General features: G+C 74.5%; 18 protein-coding genes. 9 read left to right on the top strand and 9 right to left on the bottom strand.

What is annotated here, in order from left to right; genetic code table 11:
* The first annotated feature begins 56 nt into the window (after window positions 1-56).
* Window positions 57-1,469 (top strand): extracellular catalytic domain type 1 short-chain-length polyhydroxyalkanoate depolymerase, encoded by a 1,413-nt coding sequence (locus AB0L25_RS27090; RefSeq protein ID WP_500175511.1) that lies wholly within the window; start codon window positions 57-59, stop codon window positions 1,467-1,469.
* Here AB0L25_RS27090 and AB0L25_RS27085 read toward each other — a convergent pair.
* From AB0L25_RS27085 to AB0L25_RS27075, 3 genes are all read right to left on the bottom strand, one after another.
* Entirely contained in the window at window positions 1,466-1,657 is a 192-nt protein-coding gene (locus AB0L25_RS27085) for a DUF1059 domain-containing protein (RefSeq protein ID WP_500175510.1), read from the bottom strand. The two genes, AB0L25_RS27090 and AB0L25_RS27085, sit on opposite strands and share 4 nt — an antisense overlap.
* A gap of 348 nt (window positions 1,658-2,005) precedes the next feature.
* A complete protein-coding gene (locus AB0L25_RS27080; RefSeq protein ID WP_500175509.1) occupies window positions 2,006-3,004 on the bottom strand; it encodes an alpha/beta hydrolase in 999 nt (332 codons plus the stop codon).
* Window positions 3,001-4,821, bottom strand: a complete 1,821-nt coding sequence (locus AB0L25_RS27075) for a class I SAM-dependent methyltransferase (RefSeq protein ID WP_500175508.1) — start codon at window positions 4,819-4,821, stop codon at window positions 3,001-3,003. The genes AB0L25_RS27080 and AB0L25_RS27075 overlap by 4 nt, the downstream gene beginning before the upstream one ends.
* Before the next feature lie 126 nt (window positions 4,822-4,947).
* On the opposite strand from AB0L25_RS27075, the gene AB0L25_RS27070 reads away from it, so the two are divergent.
* The gene (locus AB0L25_RS27070) at window positions 4,948-5,814 is read left to right on the top strand and encodes an alpha/beta hydrolase (RefSeq protein ID WP_500175507.1); all 867 of its coding nucleotides are present in this window, start codon (window positions 4,948-4,950) and stop codon (window positions 5,812-5,814) included.
* A gap of 138 nt (window positions 5,815-5,952) precedes the next feature.
* Here AB0L25_RS27070 and AB0L25_RS27065 read toward each other — a convergent pair whose 3' ends face one another.
* The 3 genes from AB0L25_RS27065 to AB0L25_RS27055 all read right to left on the bottom strand — a co-directional run bounded on the left by AB0L25_RS27065 (window position 5,953) and on the right by AB0L25_RS27055 (window position 8,621).
* Window positions 5,953-6,696 (bottom strand): winged helix-turn-helix domain-containing protein, encoded by a 744-nt coding sequence (locus tag AB0L25_RS27065; RefSeq protein ID WP_500175506.1) that lies wholly within the window; start codon window positions 6,694-6,696, stop codon window positions 5,953-5,955.
* A gap of 70 nt (window positions 6,697-6,766) precedes the next feature.
* A complete protein-coding gene (locus AB0L25_RS27060; RefSeq protein ID WP_500175505.1) occupies window positions 6,767-7,414 on the bottom strand; it encodes a nitroreductase family protein in 648 nt (215 codons plus the stop codon).
* A 43-nt stretch (window positions 7,415-7,457) separates the two neighbouring features.
* The gene (locus AB0L25_RS27055; protein WP_500175504.1) at window positions 7,458-8,621 is read right to left on the bottom strand and encodes an MFS transporter; all 1,164 of its coding nucleotides are present in this window, start codon (window positions 8,619-8,621) and stop codon (window positions 7,458-7,460) included.
* A 54-nt stretch (window positions 8,622-8,675) separates the two neighbouring features.
* Between AB0L25_RS27055 and AB0L25_RS27050 the strand changes: the two genes are divergently transcribed.
* The gene (locus tag AB0L25_RS27050; RefSeq protein ID WP_500175503.1) at window positions 8,676-9,401 is read left to right on the top strand and encodes an AraC family transcriptional regulator; all 726 of its coding nucleotides are present in this window, start codon (window positions 8,676-8,678) and stop codon (window positions 9,399-9,401) included.
* Between the two features lie 27 nt (window positions 9,402-9,428).
* Here the strand turns inward: AB0L25_RS27050 and AB0L25_RS27045 are convergent, their stop codons facing one another.
* Window positions 9,429-10,151: a PaaX family transcriptional regulator C-terminal domain-containing protein gene (locus tag AB0L25_RS27045; protein WP_500175502.1), complete on the bottom strand. Its 723-nt coding sequence runs from the start codon at window positions 10,149-10,151 to the stop codon at window positions 9,429-9,431.
* Window positions 10,152-10,229: 78 nt separating this feature from the next.
* Here AB0L25_RS27045 and AB0L25_RS27040 point away from each other — a divergent pair, with 78 nt between their 5' ends.
* The 4 genes from AB0L25_RS27040 (at window position 10,230) to AB0L25_RS27025 (ending at window position 15,243) form a co-directional block, all read left to right on the top strand.
* A complete protein-coding gene (locus AB0L25_RS27040) occupies window positions 10,230-11,984 on the top strand; it encodes an acyl-CoA dehydrogenase family protein (protein WP_500175501.1) in 1,755 nt (584 codons plus the stop codon).
* A gap of 3 nt (window positions 11,985-11,987) precedes the next feature.
* Window positions 11,988-12,755, top strand: a complete 768-nt coding sequence (locus AB0L25_RS27035) for a crotonase/enoyl-CoA hydratase family protein (protein ID WP_500175500.1) — start codon at window positions 11,988-11,990, stop codon at window positions 12,753-12,755.
* Window positions 12,756-12,862: 107 nt separating this feature from the next.
* Window positions 12,863-14,110: a cytochrome P450 gene (locus tag AB0L25_RS27030; protein ID WP_500175499.1), complete on the top strand. Its 1,248-nt coding sequence runs from the start codon at window positions 12,863-12,865 to the stop codon at window positions 14,108-14,110.
* A gap of 29 nt (window positions 14,111-14,139) precedes the next feature.
* Window positions 14,140-15,243 carry an NAD(P)-dependent alcohol dehydrogenase gene (locus tag AB0L25_RS27025; protein WP_500175498.1) on the top strand — a complete coding sequence of 368 codons (1,104 nt, stop codon included), beginning with the start codon at window positions 14,140-14,142 and terminating at the stop codon, window positions 15,241-15,243.
* A gap of 27 nt (window positions 15,244-15,270) precedes the next feature.
* On the opposite strand, the gene AB0L25_RS27020 is transcribed toward AB0L25_RS27025, so the two are convergent.
* Window positions 15,271-15,837, bottom strand: coding sequence for a TetR/AcrR family transcriptional regulator (locus AB0L25_RS27020; RefSeq protein WP_500175497.1), 567 nt, complete (start codon window positions 15,835-15,837; stop codon window positions 15,271-15,273).
* A 71-nt stretch (window positions 15,838-15,908) separates the two neighbouring features.
* Here AB0L25_RS27020 and AB0L25_RS27015 point away from each other — a divergent pair, with 71 nt between their 5' ends.
* Window positions 15,909-16,508: a dihydrofolate reductase family protein gene (locus tag AB0L25_RS27015; RefSeq protein WP_500175496.1), complete on the top strand. Its 600-nt coding sequence runs from the start codon at window positions 15,909-15,911 to the stop codon at window positions 16,506-16,508.
* Here the strand turns inward: AB0L25_RS27015 and AB0L25_RS27010 are convergent.
* Window positions 16,505-17,431: a 2-hydroxyacid dehydrogenase gene (locus AB0L25_RS27010; RefSeq protein WP_500175495.1), complete on the bottom strand. Its 927-nt coding sequence runs from the start codon at window positions 17,429-17,431 to the stop codon at window positions 16,505-16,507. The genes AB0L25_RS27015 and AB0L25_RS27010 overlap by 4 nt on opposite strands.
* 60 nt (window positions 17,432-17,491) lie before the next feature.
* Between AB0L25_RS27010 and AB0L25_RS27005 the strand changes: the two genes are divergently transcribed.
* The gene (locus AB0L25_RS27005; protein WP_500175494.1) at window positions 17,492-18,502 is read left to right on the top strand and encodes an NAD(P)H-dependent flavin oxidoreductase; all 1,011 of its coding nucleotides are present in this window, start codon (window positions 17,492-17,494) and stop codon (window positions 18,500-18,502) included.
* Window positions 18,503-18,509 lie beyond the last annotated feature (7 nt).

Raw genomic sequence — 18,509 nt, 5'->3', positions numbered from 1 at the left:
CGGGGCGCGGGGCGGGCGGACGATGGCGGCGTTCGTCCCCTGCACAGGGAGCTGTCATGCGCCTCCTTGCCCTCCTCGTCGCGTTCGTCGCCGTCCTGAGCCTTCTCCTCCCGCCGGGCGCGGCCGCCCACGCCGCGGCGGCGGGGGACTACCGGCAGGTCACCGGGTTCGGGTCCAACCCCGGCAACCTGCAGATGTTCGAGTACGTCCCGGCGGGGCTGCCGTCCGGTGCGCCGGTCGTCGTGGCGCTGCACGGCTGCACGCAGAGCGCCGACGCCTACCACCGGCACTCGGGATGGCCGGAGCTCGCCGACCGGTGGGGGTTCGCGGTCGTCTACCCGCAGACGACGACGGCGAACAACGTCCAGCGGTGCTTCCAGTGGTTCGAGCCGAGCGAGTACGGGCGGGGCCGGGGCGAGGCGGCGTCGATCGCGCAGATGGTGCAGGACGCCCGGGGACGGCTCGGGGCGGGCCGGGCGTTCGTCACCGGGCTGTCGGCCGGGGGCGGGATGGCCGCGAACCTGCTGGCCGCGTACCCGGACGTGTTCGCCGGGGGCTCGATCAACGCCGGGCCGCCCGCGGCGTGCGCGTCGAGCCTGCTGCAGGCGTCGGGGTGCCAGATGAACGACCAGGGCCTCACGCCGCGGCAGTGGGGCGACCGGGTGCGGGCGGCGTTCCCCGGGTACGCGGGGCCGTGGCCCCGGGTGGCGATCTGGCAGGGGACGGCCGACTACACGGTCCGCCCGGTGAACGCGGACGAGCTGCGCGACCAGTGGACGGACGTGTGGGGCGTCCCGCGGTCGCCGACGGGCACGCAGACGCTGCCGGGCGGGACCACGCGGAGCGTCTACGGGGATTCGGTCGTCGAGGTGTACACGATCGCGGGCATGGGGCACGGCCTGGCGGTCGATCCGGGATCGGGCGCCGAGCAGTGCGGCGCGTCCGGCGCGTACTTCCTCGACACGATCTGCTCCAGCCACCGCACGGCGCTCTTCTGGGGCCTCGACGGGGACGGCGGCGAACCGGGCACCCTGCCCGCCCCGGCAGGTCTGCGGGTGACGGGCACGGGCGACGGCACCGCGTCGCTCGCGTGGACCACCGTCGAGGGCGCGGTGGCGTACGTCGTCCGCCGCGACGGCGCGGACGTCGGGACGTCCGCGGCGGGCGCGTTCACGGACACGGGCCTCGCGCCCGGGACGTCCTACGCCTACACGGTCGCGGCGGTCGACGCCGAGGGACGCACCGGCGCGGCCTCGGCGCCCGTCACCGCGACCACCACGGGCGGTTCGGCGCGGTGCTTTACCGCGACGAACTACGCGCACGTCACGGCGGGACGGGCCCAGGTCCGCGGCGGTCACGTGTACGCGAACGGCTCCGGGCAGAACATGGGGCTGTTCAACGTGTTCGTCACCCGCACGCTGAGGGAGACGTCCCCCGGCTACTTCGTCATCGCCGATCCGGGCTGCTAGTGCGCGATCAGCTCCTCGTTCTTGAGGTGGCCGCGGATCTCCTCCCGGAGTTCGGGCGTGTCCTCGTGCCCGTGCACCGAGGCCGCGTGCTCGGCGGCGGCGCGGACGACCTCGTCCTCCTCGCCGCTGATCGTGAGGGTGCAGCCGGACTCGCTCGGCATGTCCCTGCAGTCGGCAACTTTCCGCATCGTCTCCTCCTTCCGCGCCCGGGCCGGAGCGTCACCGGGGGGAACGAGGGACGGGGCGGGCCCGGGAACCGGTCGCACCGCCACCTGCATGCCCTTTCATCGTGACATATCCGCAGGTCACACGGAAGGGTGCAGGGCCTCGACGTCACCGACGAGACGTCCTGCCGCCTCGCCGTCGAGGCGGTGATGGAGGCGCACGGCGCCGTAGGGGCGCTCGTCAACAACGCCGGCTACACGCTCGGCGGCGTGGTCGAGGAGCAGGGACTTCGGCGTCCGGACCGTCCTGCTCGAACCGGGCGCCGTCCGGACCGAGTTCGACCCCGCCGGCGTGACCCCCGGCGCGGGGCGTCACGCCGGGGCCTCCTCCGCGTCGATCGCGTCCATCATCAGCGGCCAGGCCCGCTCCATCTCGGGGATCCACTCCGGCCACGCGTGCCAGCCGTCGCCGTAGATGTGGGACGTGACGGGGATGCCGAGCTCGTCCAGCCGGGCGACGAACGACCGGTTCATGCCGCCGATGAGGATCTCGCTGAGCTGCGTCAGCCGCCACTGCGCGCCCGGCGGGGTGTGGGGGCCGTTCAGGCCGGTCGTCCCGCTGGAGACGTACAGCCCGACGCCGCGCAGCCGCGGCGCGAGGTGGTAGGGGTCGTGGGCGCGCCAGTTCGCGTCGTCCAGGCCGGGCACGCCGAAGATGCGGAACGCGTCGAGTCCGGAGCCGATCAGGTTGATGAAGAGCAGGAACGCCTGCATGCCGCCCATGGTCAGGTGCGTGGAGCCGCTGAACGACGCCGCGTACCGGAACATCCCCTGGTGCCGCGCCGCGTACGCGATCGCGCCCTGGCCGCCGGAGGAGGCGCCCATCACGGCCCGGCGGGTGCCCGCGCCGTACCGCTCCAGCACCCCGACGAGCTCGTCGGTGTGGAAGGTCTCCCAGCGCGGGACGCCGCCCGCACCGCCGTTCCACCAGTCGGTGTAGCTGCCGTTGACGCCGCCGGACGGCATCACGACCATGACGTCCCAGCGTTCGGCGAGCTCCTCGATGCCGGTCTCGCGGGTCCACGAGGTGTAGTCGTCGCGGCCGCCCTGGAGCGCGAAGACGACGGGCCAGGTCTCGCGCGCGGAGCGCCGCCATCCCTCGGGCAGCAGCAGCCGGACCTGGACCGTCTGGTCGACGTTCGCCGAGTGCCAGCTCAGGTCGAGCGTGCGCGGCCCCTGCCACGTCTCGGTGATCGCCGGGGCGGGCGCGGCGGCCGCCGTTCCGGGCGGCGCGGCGAGCGCGAGCAGCAGCAGGAGCACGGCGAGGAGCCGCCCGCAGCGGCGGCCGGAGGGGTGTCGGGTGTGCGTCATCCGGGGTTCTTTCTGGCGAGGACCCGGTAGGCGTTGCTGTTCCTCCGGGCGATCGGGACGGTCAGGGCGTCCAGCAGGACGGCCGCCCCCATGAGCGGGGCGGCGAGGACGAGGGTGCCGAGGACGCGCGCGTACTCGCGGACGCCCGGGACGCGCGGCCACCAGGGGCGGTCGACGTCGAGGCCGAGCAGGTTGACGACGGCGGCGGCGGACGCGACGAAGTCGGGGCCCTGGTCGGCCTCGCGGCGCTCCTCGGCCACCACGTCGAAGCCCCGCCGCTCCAGCGCGTCCCGCAGGTTGGCGAGGGGGATCATGTGCAGGTGCTGCGGCGCCAGCCACGGCACCCAGAAGCCGCGCAGCACCTTCCCGAACCACGACTCGGGGTCGGGCAGCTCGATCAGCAGGTGCCCGCCGGGCGGCAGCACCTTGGTCGCCGCGTCCAGCTCGGCGAGCGGGTCGGCGGTGTGCTCCAGGTAGTGGTGCATGCTGATGACGTCGTAGCGTCCGGCCAGATCGGCGGCGAGGTCGAGGAACTCGCCGTGGTAGGCGCGCCCGATCCAGCCGCGCCGGGCCCCTTCGAGGACCGCCGGGCCGAAGTCGAGGCCGTCCAGGCGGGTGCCGGGGAGCACGGTGCGGGCGGCGCGGGCGAAGTGCCCCTTGCCGGTGCCGACGTCCAGCCACGACCGGGGCTCCGTCGCGCGCCGCACCATCGCGGCGCGGGCGAGGTACCAGGACGTGTTGGAGCTGAGGATGCGCTCGGCCAGCACGTCGCCGAGCCCGTCGTAGACGTCCTTGTAGTAGAAGGCCAGGCCCTCGGGCGTGACGCGCGGGTTCTGGAAGACGTGCCCGCAGCTCTCGCACCGCTCCAACGTGAAACGTCCTGGCTTGCCCTGGAGGATGTCCCGGGCGACGACGTGCCCGCGCAGCTCGCCCGACCCGCACCACGGGCACTCCGGAGACCGCGGCCCGAGGAACCGCCCGACGCCCCGTTCCAGTTCGGCCCGGTACCGGGCCCGCGCCTCCTCCCGCCGTTCCAGCAGCTCCCGCTCCCACGCGGTGCGCGGCGCCGCGAGGGTGCGCACGATCGACAGCGGCACGTACAGGAGGCGCAGCAGGCTGACCCGGTGCAGGTCGCGGGGCCGCACCGGGCCGCCCGCGAAGATCAGCTGGGGGACGGCGCAGTACCACAGCGCGAGCAGCAGGCCCGCGGCGGGCGCGGCGGCCGCGCTCCCCGCCACCAGCAGGTAGCCGGCGGCCATCGCCCCCAGCGTCTGGGGGAGGGCGAGCGTCTGCGGGATCACCAGGGCCAGCGCCCGCATCCGGGCGCGCCGGTACGCGGTCTGGTCCCGTCCCGCGATCCCGGCGACGACGATGTCGGCGCGCTCGACGTACAGCTTGATGCGCGCGGTCGCGGCCCCGAGCGCGTCCGGGTCGAGCACGCGGGCGCCGTCCAGTCCGGCGGCGGCCACGGCGTCCCGGGACGCGAGCACCGCATGGCACGCGCCCCGCCCCATGCAGAACGGATCGTCCCGGTAGGCGTCGAATTCGGTATGGCGGGCGAGGTCGAGCGCGCCGTCGACCGGAATGTCGCGGGGCAGCAGATCCAGGAGCCCCAGCCCGTTCCGCCGGGCGTATTCCTCGGCGGCGCGCGCCACCTCGTCCGGCACCTCGACGTGCGGTGCGGTGAGGAGGACGAACGCCGGGTCCGGCGGGCCGTCGCCCGGCCCGGGAAGCGTGCGCAGCCTGCGGAGCCGGGCGCGCAGCCGCCGCGCGTTGGCGGCCATGCAGGCGGCGACGACCGCCATCGCGATGAGCATGGGGAGGCCCTTTCCGTGCAGCTAGAAATGGCGCCACATAAAGGCGTCTCGACGTAATAATCCGAGGTCGGGAACTCGTGGTCGGAGAAGTATCTAATCCGTTCTCGATAACGGCATGATCCGGCCATGGGAATCAAGGTGATCGACGAGGAGAAGGTCGGCGACCGGCTCCGCAGGCTGACCGTCCGGGCGAGTTCGGTGTCCGCGGCCGAACTCGCGATCCACGTGCTGCTGCCGCACCGCTGGACGGCGAGCCGCACGTGGCCGCTGCTCACGCTCCACCACGGCGGGCTGGACGACTCGTCCTCGTGGGTCCGCCGCACGGACGTCGAACGGCTCAGCCGGGACGACGGCGTCCTGATCGTCATGCCCGACGGCGGCCGCGCGGGCGGGTACGCCGACTGGCGGCGCGGCCCCCAGTGGCAGACCTTCCACGTCCACCACGTCCACGCGCTGATGCGCGAGCGCTACGCCGCCGGCGAGGTGCGCGCCGTCGCGGGGGTGTCCGGCGGCGGGTACGGCGCGCTGCTGAGCGCCGCCGCGCACCCGGGCGCGTTCCGCTTCGCGGCCGCCTTCAGCGGCCCGTGCACCATCCGGACGGCCCTGTCCGCCGCGACGCTGCTCGCCGCGACGGGTGTCGCCGGCCGCGTGAACCCCTTCGCGATGTGGGGCGTCCCGGTCGTCCACGACCGGCACTGGCGCGCCGCGGACCCCCTCCATCTCGCCGCCGGGCTCCGCGGCACGGGCGTCTTCCTGTCGTCCGGGCTCACCGGACGGCCCGGCCCGCTCGACCCCGCGGAGCCGTGGAGCGCCGCCAACCTGGCCGAGCCGCTGGTCCGCGCGACGATCCGCCCGTTCCTGCGCCGCCTCCGGTCCCTCGGCATCCCCGCGGCCGCCCACCTGTACCGGGACGGCACGCACAGCTGGCCGTACTGGCAGCGGGAACTCCACCGCGTCTGGCCCAGACTCACGGCGTCCTTGCGCAACCCATGACGGCACGGCCCGTCTCCCTCGCACCCGGAAGTGTGTGGGAGTCTGTATCAAACAGTGTCGCTACACATAGCCGCACTCCGTAGGACTTCGCCGGGCGCATCACTCACTCAAGTGAGGAAGCCGCAGGCCGGGCGAGGGCTATCCGGCGGCGAGCCGGTCGCGCAGCCGCCCGAGGGCCAAGGCGTGCCAGTCGTCGAGGACCGCCAGCGTGGACCGGGCGAGGTCCGCGTCGGCGGTCTCCCAGGCGGTGAGCACGTTGCCCCAGAACCAGACGTGCTCGGCCGCGTCCCCGTAGAGGGCGTCCAGCACCTCGGGCACCTCCGCCAGGACGTCCCCCATCGAGTTGAGCAGGCCGAGCGTGACGCCTCCGCCGAGCTCTGCGAGGACGGCGCGCAGGACGCCGAGCACGCCCCGGTGGACGTCCGCCGCCCGGACGGTGTCGCTCTGCGCGAGCAGCTCCAGTTGCGCGAAGGCCCGCCGCGCCGGTGCGGGATCGGTGCCCTCGGGACGGGACCGGCCCGCGTCCGGCACGAGCTTGACCAGCGCCGCCTGGTAGAAGAGCTGGAGCGTCTCCAGGATCTCCTGGACGTTCCGCACGGTCAGCTCGGGCAGGCTGCTGGAGAAGCGGAACAGGTACTGCCAGGTCTGTATCCCGCCGTAGAGCCGGATGTCGCGGACGACGACGCCGACGCCGTGGCGGGGCTCGACGAACCCCGCCAGGCGGAGCCGGGCCAGCACCTGCTGGACGCTCGACGGGTTCAGCCCGTACCGGTCGGCGAGCCGCCGGATCGACGGGAGGGTGTCGCCGGCCCGGAGCCGGCCCGTGGCGATCTGCAACGCGAGGTCGTCGGCGACCGCGTCCTGAACGCTGCTGCGCGCCATCCCGCCCCTCCCGTCCGTCCCGGCGTTCGGGGAGCCGCCGGTGTTCAGGGAGCACCGTACTGAATGCCCGCTACCAGGCGTCGTGGTGGAGGACGGTGTCCAGGGGCGCGCGGCGGGCAGGCTTGAAGGTGTCGCCGGTGTAGTACGCGGTGGGGATCAGGGCGCCCTGCCGGATGTTCGGCGGGAGGCCGAGGAGTTCGGCGACCTCGCGCTCGTAGGCGAGGTGCAGGGACGTCCAGGAGGTGCCGAGGCCGCGGGCGCGGGCGGCGAGCGCGTAGTTCCAGACGGCCGGGTGGAGCGACGCCCACAGGCCGGCCTGGTTGGCGGCGGGGAGCTCGCCGGGGACGTGCAGGCACGGGATGAGCAGGACGGGCACGTCGCCCATGTGCTCGGCGAGGTACGCGGCGCTGTCGCCGACGCGGCGCTGGACGTCGGCGCGTTCGGGGTCGTCGGCGTACAGGCTGCCGGCGAACGACTTCGACTCGGCGTAGGCGGCGAAGGCGCGGCGGTAATACTCGCCGATGGCGCGGCGCTTGTCGGCGTCGGTGACGACGATCCAGTGCCAGTTCTGCGCGTTGCTCCCGGTCGGGGCCTGCACGGCGATCTCGAGGCATTCGCGGATCAGGTCCATGGGGACGGGACGCGCGAGGTCGAGGCGCTTGCGGACGGCCCGGGTGGTGGTGAGCAGCTCGTCGGGGCTCAGCGGCAGAGTCGTCATACGCCCATGCTGCCCCATGGGCCCCGCCCGTCGCGGGACGCCCTCACGCTCCGCGCCGGCCCGGCCGCCCGCCGGCGGGCAGCAGGAGGCCGAGGGCCAGGGCGGCGAGCGGGACGAGGCAGAGGACGGTGAAGACGAGCGGGGTTCCGTGCGCGTCGGCGAGGACGCCGAACAGCGGGGTCGCCAGGCCGCCGACGCTGACGCCGAGGCCGAGCGTCATGCCCGCCGCGGTGCCGGGGCGTCCCGGGAGGTAGTCCTGGCCGAGCCGGACGAGGACGGCGAACGGCACGTTGACGGCGCCGCCGGCGAGGGCGGCGAACAGCAGCGGCGCGTACGGGCCGGGCGCGAGGCGCAGGCCCGCGAGCATGGGCACGGCGAGCGCGGCGCCGATCCGGATCGTGCGGGCGAGCCCGACCCGGTCGGCGAGGCGGCCGCCCGCGAGCGTGCCCGCGACGCCGCCGCCGAGGAAGCACGCGAGGGCCGTCCCGGCGAGCGCGGGCGAGGCGTGCAGGTGCCGGATCCAGTACAGGCCGATGAAGGTGGCGACGGCGGAGAACAGCGCCGACCGGACGACCGTGATCGCCGTCAGGGTCGCGAACGGCCCCCACCGGTCGCGTCCCCCGGCCGGGGCGTGCTGCGCGCTCGCGGTCCGCCGCGCGTTCCTGAGCAGGACGAACGCCGCCAGCACGGCGGGCGGGAGGAACGCGACCGTCCCGCCGAGGCCCCACGCGGTCAGGACGGGCACGGCCAGGACGGGGGCGAGGAAGAACCCCATGGTGCCGCCCGCGGCGAACACGCTCATGCCCGTGACGCTGTCCCCGGCGGCGTCCCGCGCGGCCTTCCCGGCGGCGGGGTGGAACATCGCGGTCCCGAGTCCCGACAGCAGGAGGAGGGCGAGGACGAGCGGGTACGGTCCGGCGGGCCCGGCGAGCGCGAAGCCCGCGCCGGCGAGCAGGACGCCGCCCGCGGCGAGGCGGGGCAGCCGGAACCGGTCGACGGCGAGGCCGATCAGCGGCTGCGGCAGGGCGCTGCCGAGGGTCGCGGCGAGGGTGAGGCCGCCCGCGGCGGCGTAGCCGTAGTTCCGTTCGAGGACGAAGTAGGGGACGGCGGCGGGCACGAGCCCCTGGTAGAAGTCGTCGACCGCGTGGGCGGCGGCCCATGTCCCCATGCGCCGCACGACCGTTTCGGTGCCGCTGATCGTTGCCACGGGTCCAGGATCGTGATCGTCCGGTGGTGCGGGCTAGCGATATCCTGCCGAGCCATGTCGCCGACCCGCCAACCCCTGATCCGGCTGGCGCACCGCGAGCGCGTCCCCCGGCACGAGCACCCGCACCACCAGGTCGCCTACCCGAGCCGCGGTGTACTGGAGGTGTCGACGGACGCGGGCACGTGGGTCGTCCCGCCGCACCGGGCCGTGTGGCTGCCCGCCGGGATCGCGCACGCGCACCGGGCGCACGGCCCGACGCAGCTGCGCACGGTGAACTTCGCGGTGGGCGAGCCGGGCGCCGGGTTCGGCGGCCCGGCCGTCCTGGCGGTGTCGCCGCTGCTGCGCGAGGTGATCGTCGCGCTGACCGAGGGCGGCAGGGACGCCCACCGCCGGGAACGCCTCCGGCGGGTGGCCCTCGACGAGATCCGGGCGATCGACGAGCTGCCGCTGCACCTGCCGGTCCCGGCGGACGACCGGCTGCGGGCGATCGCGGCCGCCCTGGACGCCGACCCCGCCGACCCGCGCACGCTCGCCGCGTTCGGCCGCGCCGTCGGGGCGTCCGAACGGACGCTGAGCAGGCTGTTCCGCGAGCAGACGGCGATGACGTTCCCGCAGTGGAGGACGCAGGTGCGGCTGCACCGGGCGCTGATCCTGCTGGCGTCCGGTGCGCCGGTGACGAGCGTGGCGGCGGAGTGCGGTTACGCCGGTCCGAGCGCGTTCATCCACGCGTTCCGCCAGGCGTTCGGCACCACCCCGGGCCGGTTCGACGCCCGCCGCTGAGCCGCCGGGCGGTCCTGGCGGACGGGGTCAGGTGAGGACTTCGTCGCTGAGCAGGCGGGCGAAGTCGGTGCGGAAGCGTTCGTACTGGGCGCGGAGGTCGGGGCCGGGCCAGTCGGCGGGGAGCAGCGCGGCGGGGAGGATCGGGTCGTCCATGAGGTGCCGGACGACGGCGGCGGCGAGGGTGAACCGGTCGACGATGCCGTCGGCGGCGGCGAACGCGGCCTGCAGGTCGCGGGCGGGCGCGGCCCAGCCGTCCAGGTCCCAGAGGGACGCGGCGAGCGCGGCGGGGTCGCCTTCGGGGCGGCCCTCGATGAAGGTGCACTGCCGGACGGCGATGTCGGGGCGGGCGCGCAGCAGGTTCGCGGGTCGCATCCAGACGCCTTCGCGGAGTTCGGCGAGCCGGACGTTCGACATGGCCTGGCGGAGGGCGGTGCGTTCGGCGACGGGGCGGCGTTCGGCGGTGATGACGGCGATCTCCCAGGCGCCGTCCCAGGGGCGGGTGCGGGGGGAGCGGGCCTCGTCCTGGCGGGCCTGCCGGGCGAGGAGGCGTTCGGTGAGGCAGTAGCGGTCGCCGTCGCGGACGAGGTCGCCGGCGGCGACCATGCGCGAGAGCGCGACGCGGATCGCCCCGTCGGCGATGCCGAACAGGGCGCCGACGCGGACGAGGTGGCGGACCGGCAGGCGGGGCGGGTGGACGCCCAGCAGGGTGCTCAGGACCACCGACCGTGCGGTGAGGGCCCGGATCTCCATGGTTGCCAGTGACTTTATCGGCAACCCGCGGCATTACAGGTCTTCCGTCATGTGATGGAGAAGTGTAACGTCCGGGGTATGGGCAGCTACCTGATCGAGCCGTTCGACCGGCTCCCGTTCGGTGACGAGGAGAAGGCCCGCCGGTACGCGACCGAGCGGTACCGGGGCGCGGTGGGCCGCAACTGGTACGAGTGCGATCCGACGCTGCGGTTCCTGATGCGGCGCCACCTCGGGGACGGGTTCGGCTGGGCCGAGCCGCGGCTGCGGGAGCTGGGCGCGCTGATGGGCGGCCGGGTCGCCGAACTCGCGGAGGAGACCGACCGCAACCCGCCGCGGCTGGAGAAGTACGACCGGTGGGGACGGGACGTCAGCGAGGTCGTGATGCCGCCGTCGTTCGAGGCGGCCCGCCGGGAGATCGTCGCGACGTCGTTCACCCGCCCCGAGTTCGTCCGCGAGGCGAAGGCGGCGGGGGCGGATCCGGTGGCGCTGGGCGTCGCGTGGAGCTACCTGCTCGACCAGGCCGACATCGGGATGGCGTGCGCGCTCGGGACGGGCGGCGACATGGTCGTCGGGCTGGCGGAGGCGTTCGCGCCGGACGACGTGAAGGCGCGGGTCCGGGAGCTGTTCGCCGCCGGGGCGTTCTCCGGCGAGGCCGCGCAGATGCTGACGGAGCGGTCGGGCGGCTCGGACCTCGGGGCGCTGGAGTCGACGGCCGTCCGCGACGGGGACGCGTGGCGGCTCGACGGGTTCAAGTGGTTCGCGTCGAACGCGAACGGGTCGGCGTTCGTGGTGCTCGCCAAGCCGGTCGGCGCGGACGACGGGGTGCGGGGGATCGCGCCGTTCCTCGTCCTGCGGGAGCGCCGGGACGGGACGCGCAACGGCGTGCGGATCCGGCGGCTCAAGGACAAGCTGGGCACCCGCTCGGTGGCGTCGGCGGAGATCGAGTTCACCGGCGCGGAGGCGTTCCTGCTGGCCCCGGGGTCGTCCGCGGGGGAGGGCGGCGACGGCCGGGGCCTCGCCCGGATGATGGAGCTGACGAACGGCGCCCGGCTCGGCATCGCGACGATGGGGCTCGGCTGCGCGCGGCGCTCGCTCGTCGAGGCGCTCTGCTACGCGCGGGCGCGGGAGGCGTTCGGCGCGCCGCTGGCGGAGCAGCCGCTGATGCGGCGCAAGCTCGCGGAACTGGTCGTCGAGACGGAGGCCGCGCAGGCGCTCGTGTTCGACGGGTACCTGACGCCGCTGCGGCTCGGTCCGGCGCTGGTGAAGCTGCGGGCGGCGCGGCTGGGCGTGACGGCGGCGAGCGACGCGATCGAGGCGCACGGCGGGAACGGGTACATCGAGCAGTGGCCGGTGGCGCGGATCCTGCGGGACGCGCAGGTCAACCCGATCTGGGAGGGCGGCGACAACATCCTGTGCCTGGACGTGCGGCGCGGGATCGAGCGGGCGGGCGCGCACGAGCCGTTCCTCGCCCGGCTGGAGGAGGCCGCCGGGCGGGCGCCCGCGGGGGACGACGCCACGGCCGCGCTCGTCCGGGACCGCATCGGGCATCTCCGCGAGGCCATAGAAGCGTGGCGCGGGCTCGACAAGAGCGTGGCGGAGGCGCGGCTCTACCCGCTGGCGCAGTACATGGCCGACGTGTACGCGGCGGCGCTGCTTCTGGAGCAGGCCGGATGGGAACGCGAGGACGCGGGTACGGACCGCAAGGCCCTCGTCGCGCGCCTTTACGCGCGGGCCCACCTGGCCGATCCGAGCCCCTTGCGCGGCATCGACGGCCCGGCGGAGGATCTCGACCGGTTCGACGAACTCGTCGGCGGGGCCTTCACGGAGGAGTGACGCATGGGGGTGCGGGTCGAGCGGCGCGGGGCCGTGACGACGGTGATCATGTCGCGGCCGGAGGTGCGCAACGCCGTCGACGCGGCGACCGCGGCCGGACTGGCGGACGCCTTCCGGGCGTTCGACGCGGACCCGGCGGCGAGCGTCGCGGTGCTGTGGGGCGAGGGCGGCACGTTCTGCGCGGGGGCCGACCTCGCGTCGATCGGGACGGAGCGGAGCCCGCGCGTCGACCCGCCGCCCGCGGACGGGCCGCTCGGCTGCACCCGCATGCGGCTGTCGAAACCGGTGATCGCGGCCGTCGCCGGGCACGCGGTCGCGGGCGGGCTGGAGCTCGCGCTCTGGTGCGACCTGCGCGTCGCCGAGGAGGACGCGGTGTTCGGCGTGTTCTGCCGGCGCTGGGGCGTCCCGCTCGTGGACGGCGGCACGGTGCGGCTCCCGCGGCTGATCGGCGCGAGCCGCGCGCTGGACCTGATCCTGACCGGACGTCCGGTGGACGCGCGGGAGGCGCTCGACATCGGGCTCGCGAACCGGCTCGTGCCGTCCGGGACGGGCCGGGACGCGGCGGAGGAGCTGGCGGCGGAGCTGGCGCGGTTCCCGCAGGCGTGCCTGCGCAACGACCGGGCGTCCGTGCTGGACGGCGCGGGGCTCGCCGAGGCGGACGCCCTCGCCGTCGAGTACCGGCACGGGCTCGGCTCGCTGGACGACGCGCTCAACGGCGCGGCGCGGTTCGCGGCCGGGCGCGGGCGGCACGGGGACTTCTCCGACATCTGACTTCCCGGACATCCGGCCGATCTCCGACCCGGAACGTTGACCGAATCCGGTTCGGGTCTTAGGTTCCGTTGTGTGCGGGCGGCCGTCGCTACCGAGGGAGTCGATGCATGACCCTGACCGTGGAGCAGGCGGGCCTCGCGCTCGCCGACCCGAAGGCGTACGCCGACGACCGGCGGCTGCACGACGCGTGCACGCTGCTGCGCCGCGAGTCGCCCGTCCACCGGGTCGAGGCGCCCGGCTACAACCCGTTCTGGGCGATCACCCGGCACGCCGACGTCATGGAGATCGAGCGGGCCCACGACCTCTTCCTCAACGCGCCGCGCCCGCTGCTCGCGACGTCCGAACTCGACGCGATCAACCGGCGGCGCGCCGAGCAGGGCATCGGGCTGCGCACCCTCGTCCACATGGACGACCCCGACCATCGGGTCATCCGGGCGATCGGCGCCGACTGGTTCCGGCCCCGCGCGATGCGGGCGATGGAACCGCGCGTCCGGGAGCTGGCGAAGCGGTACGTCGACCGCATGGTCGACATGGGCGGCGAGTGCGACTTCGCGCAGGAGGTCAGCGTCCATTTCCCGCTGTACGTGATCCTGTCGCTGCTCGGCCTCCCCGAGAGCGACTTCGACCGGATGCTGACGCTCACCCAGGAGCTCTTCGGCGGCGACGACGAGGACCGGCGGCGCGGCCAGAGCAACGAAGAGAAGATGCAGGTCGTCTTCGAGTTCTTCGCGTACTTCCAGGAGCTGACCGAGGCCCGCCGCGCGCACCCCACCGACGACCTCGCGTCCGCCATCGCGAACGCCCGCGTCGACGGCGAGCCGCTCAGCGACTTCGACACCACCTCCTACTACGTCATCATCGCGACCGCCGGGCACGACACCACCAGCGCCACCATCGCGGGCGGCCTGCACGCGCTCGTCGAGAACCCCGGCCAGCTCGACCGGCTCCGCGCCGACCCGTCCCTGATGCCGCTCGCCGTCGACGAGATGATCCGCTGGACGACGCCGGTCAAGGAGTTCATGCGCACGGCCGTCCGGGACTACGAGCTGCGCGGCGTCACGATCCGCGAAGGGGACTCGCTGCTGCTGTCGTACCCGTCCGCGAACCGGGACGAGGAGGTCTTCGACGACCCGTTCCGGTTCGACGTCGGCCGCGACCCGAACAAGCACCTGGCGTTCGGCTTCGGCGTCCACTACTGCCTGGGCGCCGCCCTCGCCCGCATCGAGGTCCGCGCGTTCTTCGAGGAGCTGCTGCCGCGGCTGCGCTCCATCGAGCTCGCGGGCGAGCCGGAGGGGATCGCGACCACGTTCGTCGGCGGCCTCAAACGGCTGCCGATCCGCTACAAGATCGCCTGACCTCCCTCTCCGCCCCCCGAGGAGCACACATGCAGATCGACGCCGCCGTCCTGCGGGCCGCCGACGCCCCCTTCGCGATCGAGCGCCTGGACCTCGCCGACCCCGGCCCCGGCGAGATCCTCGTCCGGATCGCCGGCACCGGCATGTGCCACACCGACCAGATGGGCCGGATCCCGGGCGACCTCGTCGCGAAGCCGGTCGTGCTCGGCCACGAGGGCGCCGGCGTCGTCGAGGCCGTCGGCCCGGGCGTCGCCGGCGTCACCGAGGGCGACCACGTGGTCATGTCGTTCGACTCCTGCGGGACCTGCGCCGACTGCCGCGACGGCCACCCCGGCTTCTGCCCGCAGATGGTCGCGCACAACATGCTCGCCGCCCCGCTCGACGGCGTCGCCCGGCTCACCGACGCGTCCGGTGCGGCCGTCCACAACCGGTGGTTCGGCCAGTCGTCGTTCGCGACGCACGCGCTCGGCACCGCCCGCAACGTCGTGCCCGTCGGCCGCGACCTCCCGCCGGACGCCCTCGCGAAGCTCGGCCCGCTCGGCTGCGGCGTCCAGACGGGCGCGGCGTCCGTCCTGATCGCGCTCGGCGTCGGCGCGGGCGACACGTTCGCGGTGTTCGGCGCGGGCGCGGTCGGGCTCGCCGCCGTGATGGCCGCCCGGCTCGCGGGCGCCGCGACGATCATCGCCGTCGACCTGCACGAGTCGCGGCTGGAGCTGGCGCGGGAACTGGGCGCGACGCACACGCTGAACGGCGCCGACGTCGACCTGCCCGGCCAGATCCGCGGGCTCACCGGCGGCGTCCGGTACGCGCTCGACACCACCGCGGTCCCGGACGTCGTCTCCGCCGCCGTCGCGTCGCTGCGGGCGAACGGCGTCTGCGGCCTCGTCGGCGTCGGCGCGACCGAGTACCGCCTCGACGCGAACCTCCTGCTCATGGGACGCACGGTCAAGGGCATCATCGAGGGCGACGCCGTCCCCCACACGTTCATCCCGAAGATGATCGAGCTGTGGCGGCAGGGCCGCTTCCCGTTCGACCGGCTGATCGCCACGTACCCGCTCGCCGCGATCAACGAGGCCGAGGCGGACGCCCACGCGGGCAAGGTCGTCAAGCCCGTCCTCATCCCGGGCGGCTGACCGACCGTCCGGCGGACGGCCGGCGGCCTAGACGAGCCGTTCCACGGCGCGGGCGACGAGGTCGTCGGCCTCCTGCTCGGAGTACACCTCCGGCAGCGTGAGGCGTTCGACGATCAGCCAGTTCAGCGCCATGTGCAGCAGCCGCACCGACGTCGCGTCACCGGGCAGCCCGGACGCCCGGTGGGCGCCGACGTTGGCGTCGACGTCGGCGCGGACGCTCCGCGTGAGCACCTTGCGCAGTTCGGGCCGCCGCGTCGCCTCGAGCCGCAGCTCCAGCAGCGCCAGGTAGCCCGTCCGGAAGCCCGCGACCCGGCGGACGGTCTCGCGCATCACCGCCGCGAGCTTCTCCCGGTCCTGCACGCCTTCCAGGTGGCGGGCGACGGTCTCCTCGTCCGGCTGGAGGCGCTCGTAGACGCGCGCGCCGACCTGGGTGAACAGGTCGTCGCGGTTGGCGAAGTAGTTGGACGCCGTCCCCGTCGGGACCCCGGCCGCGCCGTCCACCGCCCGGAACGTCAGCCCCCGCGCGCCCTGCTCGGCCAGCACCTCGATCGCGGCGTCGATGAGCGCCGCCCGCCGCTCCTCGTTCCTGCGCACGTTGACACCACTCCATGTGTAGTTCTAATCTCCAGACCACTGCATCCATAGTACTACGGACGGAGTTATTCATGCGCTGGCTCGTCTACTACATCGGCGTGTCCATCGACGGCCGCATCGCGGGCCCCGGCGGGCGAGCGGACTTCTACCCCGTCGGCGAGGGCGAGGCCGCCGCCGCGTACATGACCTGGGTCAACGAGCGTTACCCGGAGACCGTCCCCACGCAGTACCGGACGCACGCCGGCCTCGCGGACGCCCCCAACAAGCGGTTCGACACCGTCCTGATGGGGCTGGACACCTACCGGACCGTGCTCGCCCAGGGGATCGGCAGCCCCTACGCGCACCTGCGGCAGTACGTCGCCTCCACCTCCCTGGACCGCATCGACGACCCCTCCGTCGAGCTGGTGCGCGACGCCGCCGCGCTCGTCCGGGACCTCAAACGCCAGGACGGGCCGGACGTCTGGCTCTGCGGCGGCGGAGGACTCGCCGGCACGCTGCTGCCCCAGATCGACGAACTGATCATCAAGAGCTACCCGGTGATCGCGGGCGCGGGCACCGCCCTCGTCGAAGGCGCCTTCGACCCCACCGTGTTCACCCCGACCGGCCACCGGTCGTTCCCCAACGGAGCCGCCATCACCTGGTACGCGCGGCGGCCCGGGCGGGAGGGTTAGCGGACGCGGTGGAGGAGGGGATCGCCGCGGTCGAGGCGGCGGCAGTTCTCCACCGCGACCTCGAAGTACCGGTCCCACGTCTCGCGCGTCAGCCACGCGACGTGCGGCAGCACGACCGTGGTGTCCAGCTTCAGCAGCGGATTCGCGGGGTCGACCGGCTCGGACTCGAACACGTCGAGGCCCGCGCCGCCGAGCCGTCCCGACGCCAGCTCCCGGACGAGCGCCGCCTCGTCGACCACCGCGCCGCGCGCCGTGTTCACGACCACCGCGCCGTCCGGGAGGAGCGCGAGCCGCCGCTCGTCCAGCAGGTGGTGCGTCTCGTCCGTCAGCGGGACGTGCACCGACAGGACGTCGCTCGCCCGCAGCAGCCCGTCGAGGTCGCGCCACGCGGGATCGTCCGGGCGCGGCCGCCGCGACGTGTACAGGACGCGCGCGCCGATCGCCTCCAGCATCCCCCGCAGCAGCCCCGCGATCTCGCCGCCGCCGAGCAGCCCGACCGTCCGGCCCTTCAGCTCACCGCCGACCAGCGCCCGGTCGGCGGGCCAGCCCGCGCCCGCCCGGGTGCGCGCGTCGAACGTCACGACGCGGCGCAGCACCGACAGCATCAGCAGCAGGCTCGTCTCCGCCACCGCCTGCGCGTTCCGCCCCGGCATGTTCGCGACCGCGATGCCGCGCTCCGCCGCCGCGTCCAGATCGATCGTGTTCACCCCGGTGCCGAGCTTCTGGATCAGCCGCAGCTTCGGCGCCCGGTCCATGTCCGCGCCGGTCAGCGGCCGCAGCACGTGCCAGATCACCTCGGCGTCCGGCAGCAGCTCCGCGAACCGGGCCTCGTCCTCCTCCGGGCAGCTCACCACGTCCAGCCCCGGCTCCGAACGGTCCATGTCGTAGTGCAGCAGAACGCGCATGCCCGGCCTTTCGATCATCGATTCATGGAACGTGAACCCGGCGGGCCCGGCCCTTGTTCCCCGGGTAGGTTCACCATCATGACCTGGCCCGAACTGCCGATCGTCCAGGCGCCCATGGCGGGCGGGCCGTCCACGCCCGAACTCGCCGCCGCCGTCTCCGGCGCGGGCGGCCTCGGCTTCCTCGCCGCCGGCTACCGGACCGCGGCGGCCATGCGCGCCGACATCGCCCGCACCCGCGAGCTGACGTCCCGCCCCTTCGGGACGAACCTGTTCATGCCGTCGCACGACGACGTCGACGCCGCGGCGGTCGAGGCGTACCGGGCGCGGCTCGTCCCCGAGGCCGAACGGCTCGGGGTCGTTCCCGGGAGCCCGGCGCCGTCCGCACGCGACGACGACCACGACGCGAAGATCGCCGCACTGCTCGACGACCCGCCCGCGTTCGTGAGCTTCACCTTCGGCACGCCTTCGGCCGATGTCGCCCGGGCCTTGCAGGGACGCGGCGTCACCGTCGTCGTCACCGTCACCACGGTGGACGAGGCCCTGCAGGCGTTGCACGGGTCGGGTGCGGACGCCCTCTGCCTGCAGGGTTCCGAGGCCGGCGGGCATCGGGCGTCCTTCGCGAACACCCTCGACGACGGCCCGCCGGTCCGCGAGCTGCTCGCCGCCGTGCGGGCCCGCACCGGCCGTCCGCTGATCGCCGCCGGGGGCCTCGCCACGCGGGCGGACGTCGCCGAACTCCGCGGGCTCGGGGCGGACGCCGTGCAGCTCGGCACCGCGTTCGTCCGGTGCCCCGAGAGCGGCGCGAACGCCGTGCACAAGGCCGCGCTCGCCGATCCCCGCTTCACCGCGACCGCCGTCACCCGCGCGTTCAGCGGGCGTCCCGCGCGCGGCCTCGTCAACCGCTTCCTCGCCGAGCACGACGGCCGCGCGCCCGCCGCGTACCCGGACGTCCACCACGTCACCGCGCCGCTGCGGAAGGCCGCCGTCGCCGCGGGCGACCCGGACGTCCCGAACCTGTGGGCGGGCACGTCCTGGCGGCACGCGACGGACGCCCCCGCGGCCGAGGTCGTCCGGTCCCTGGCGGGCTGACGGCCCG

This window comes from Spirillospora sp. NPDC052242, assembly GCF_040679555.1.
GTDB lineage: Bacteria > Actinomycetota > Actinomycetes > Streptosporangiales > Streptosporangiaceae > Spirillospora.
The sequence above is the reverse complement of the archived record's forward strand: the minus strand, read 5'-3'. Positions and strand labels throughout refer to the sequence as shown.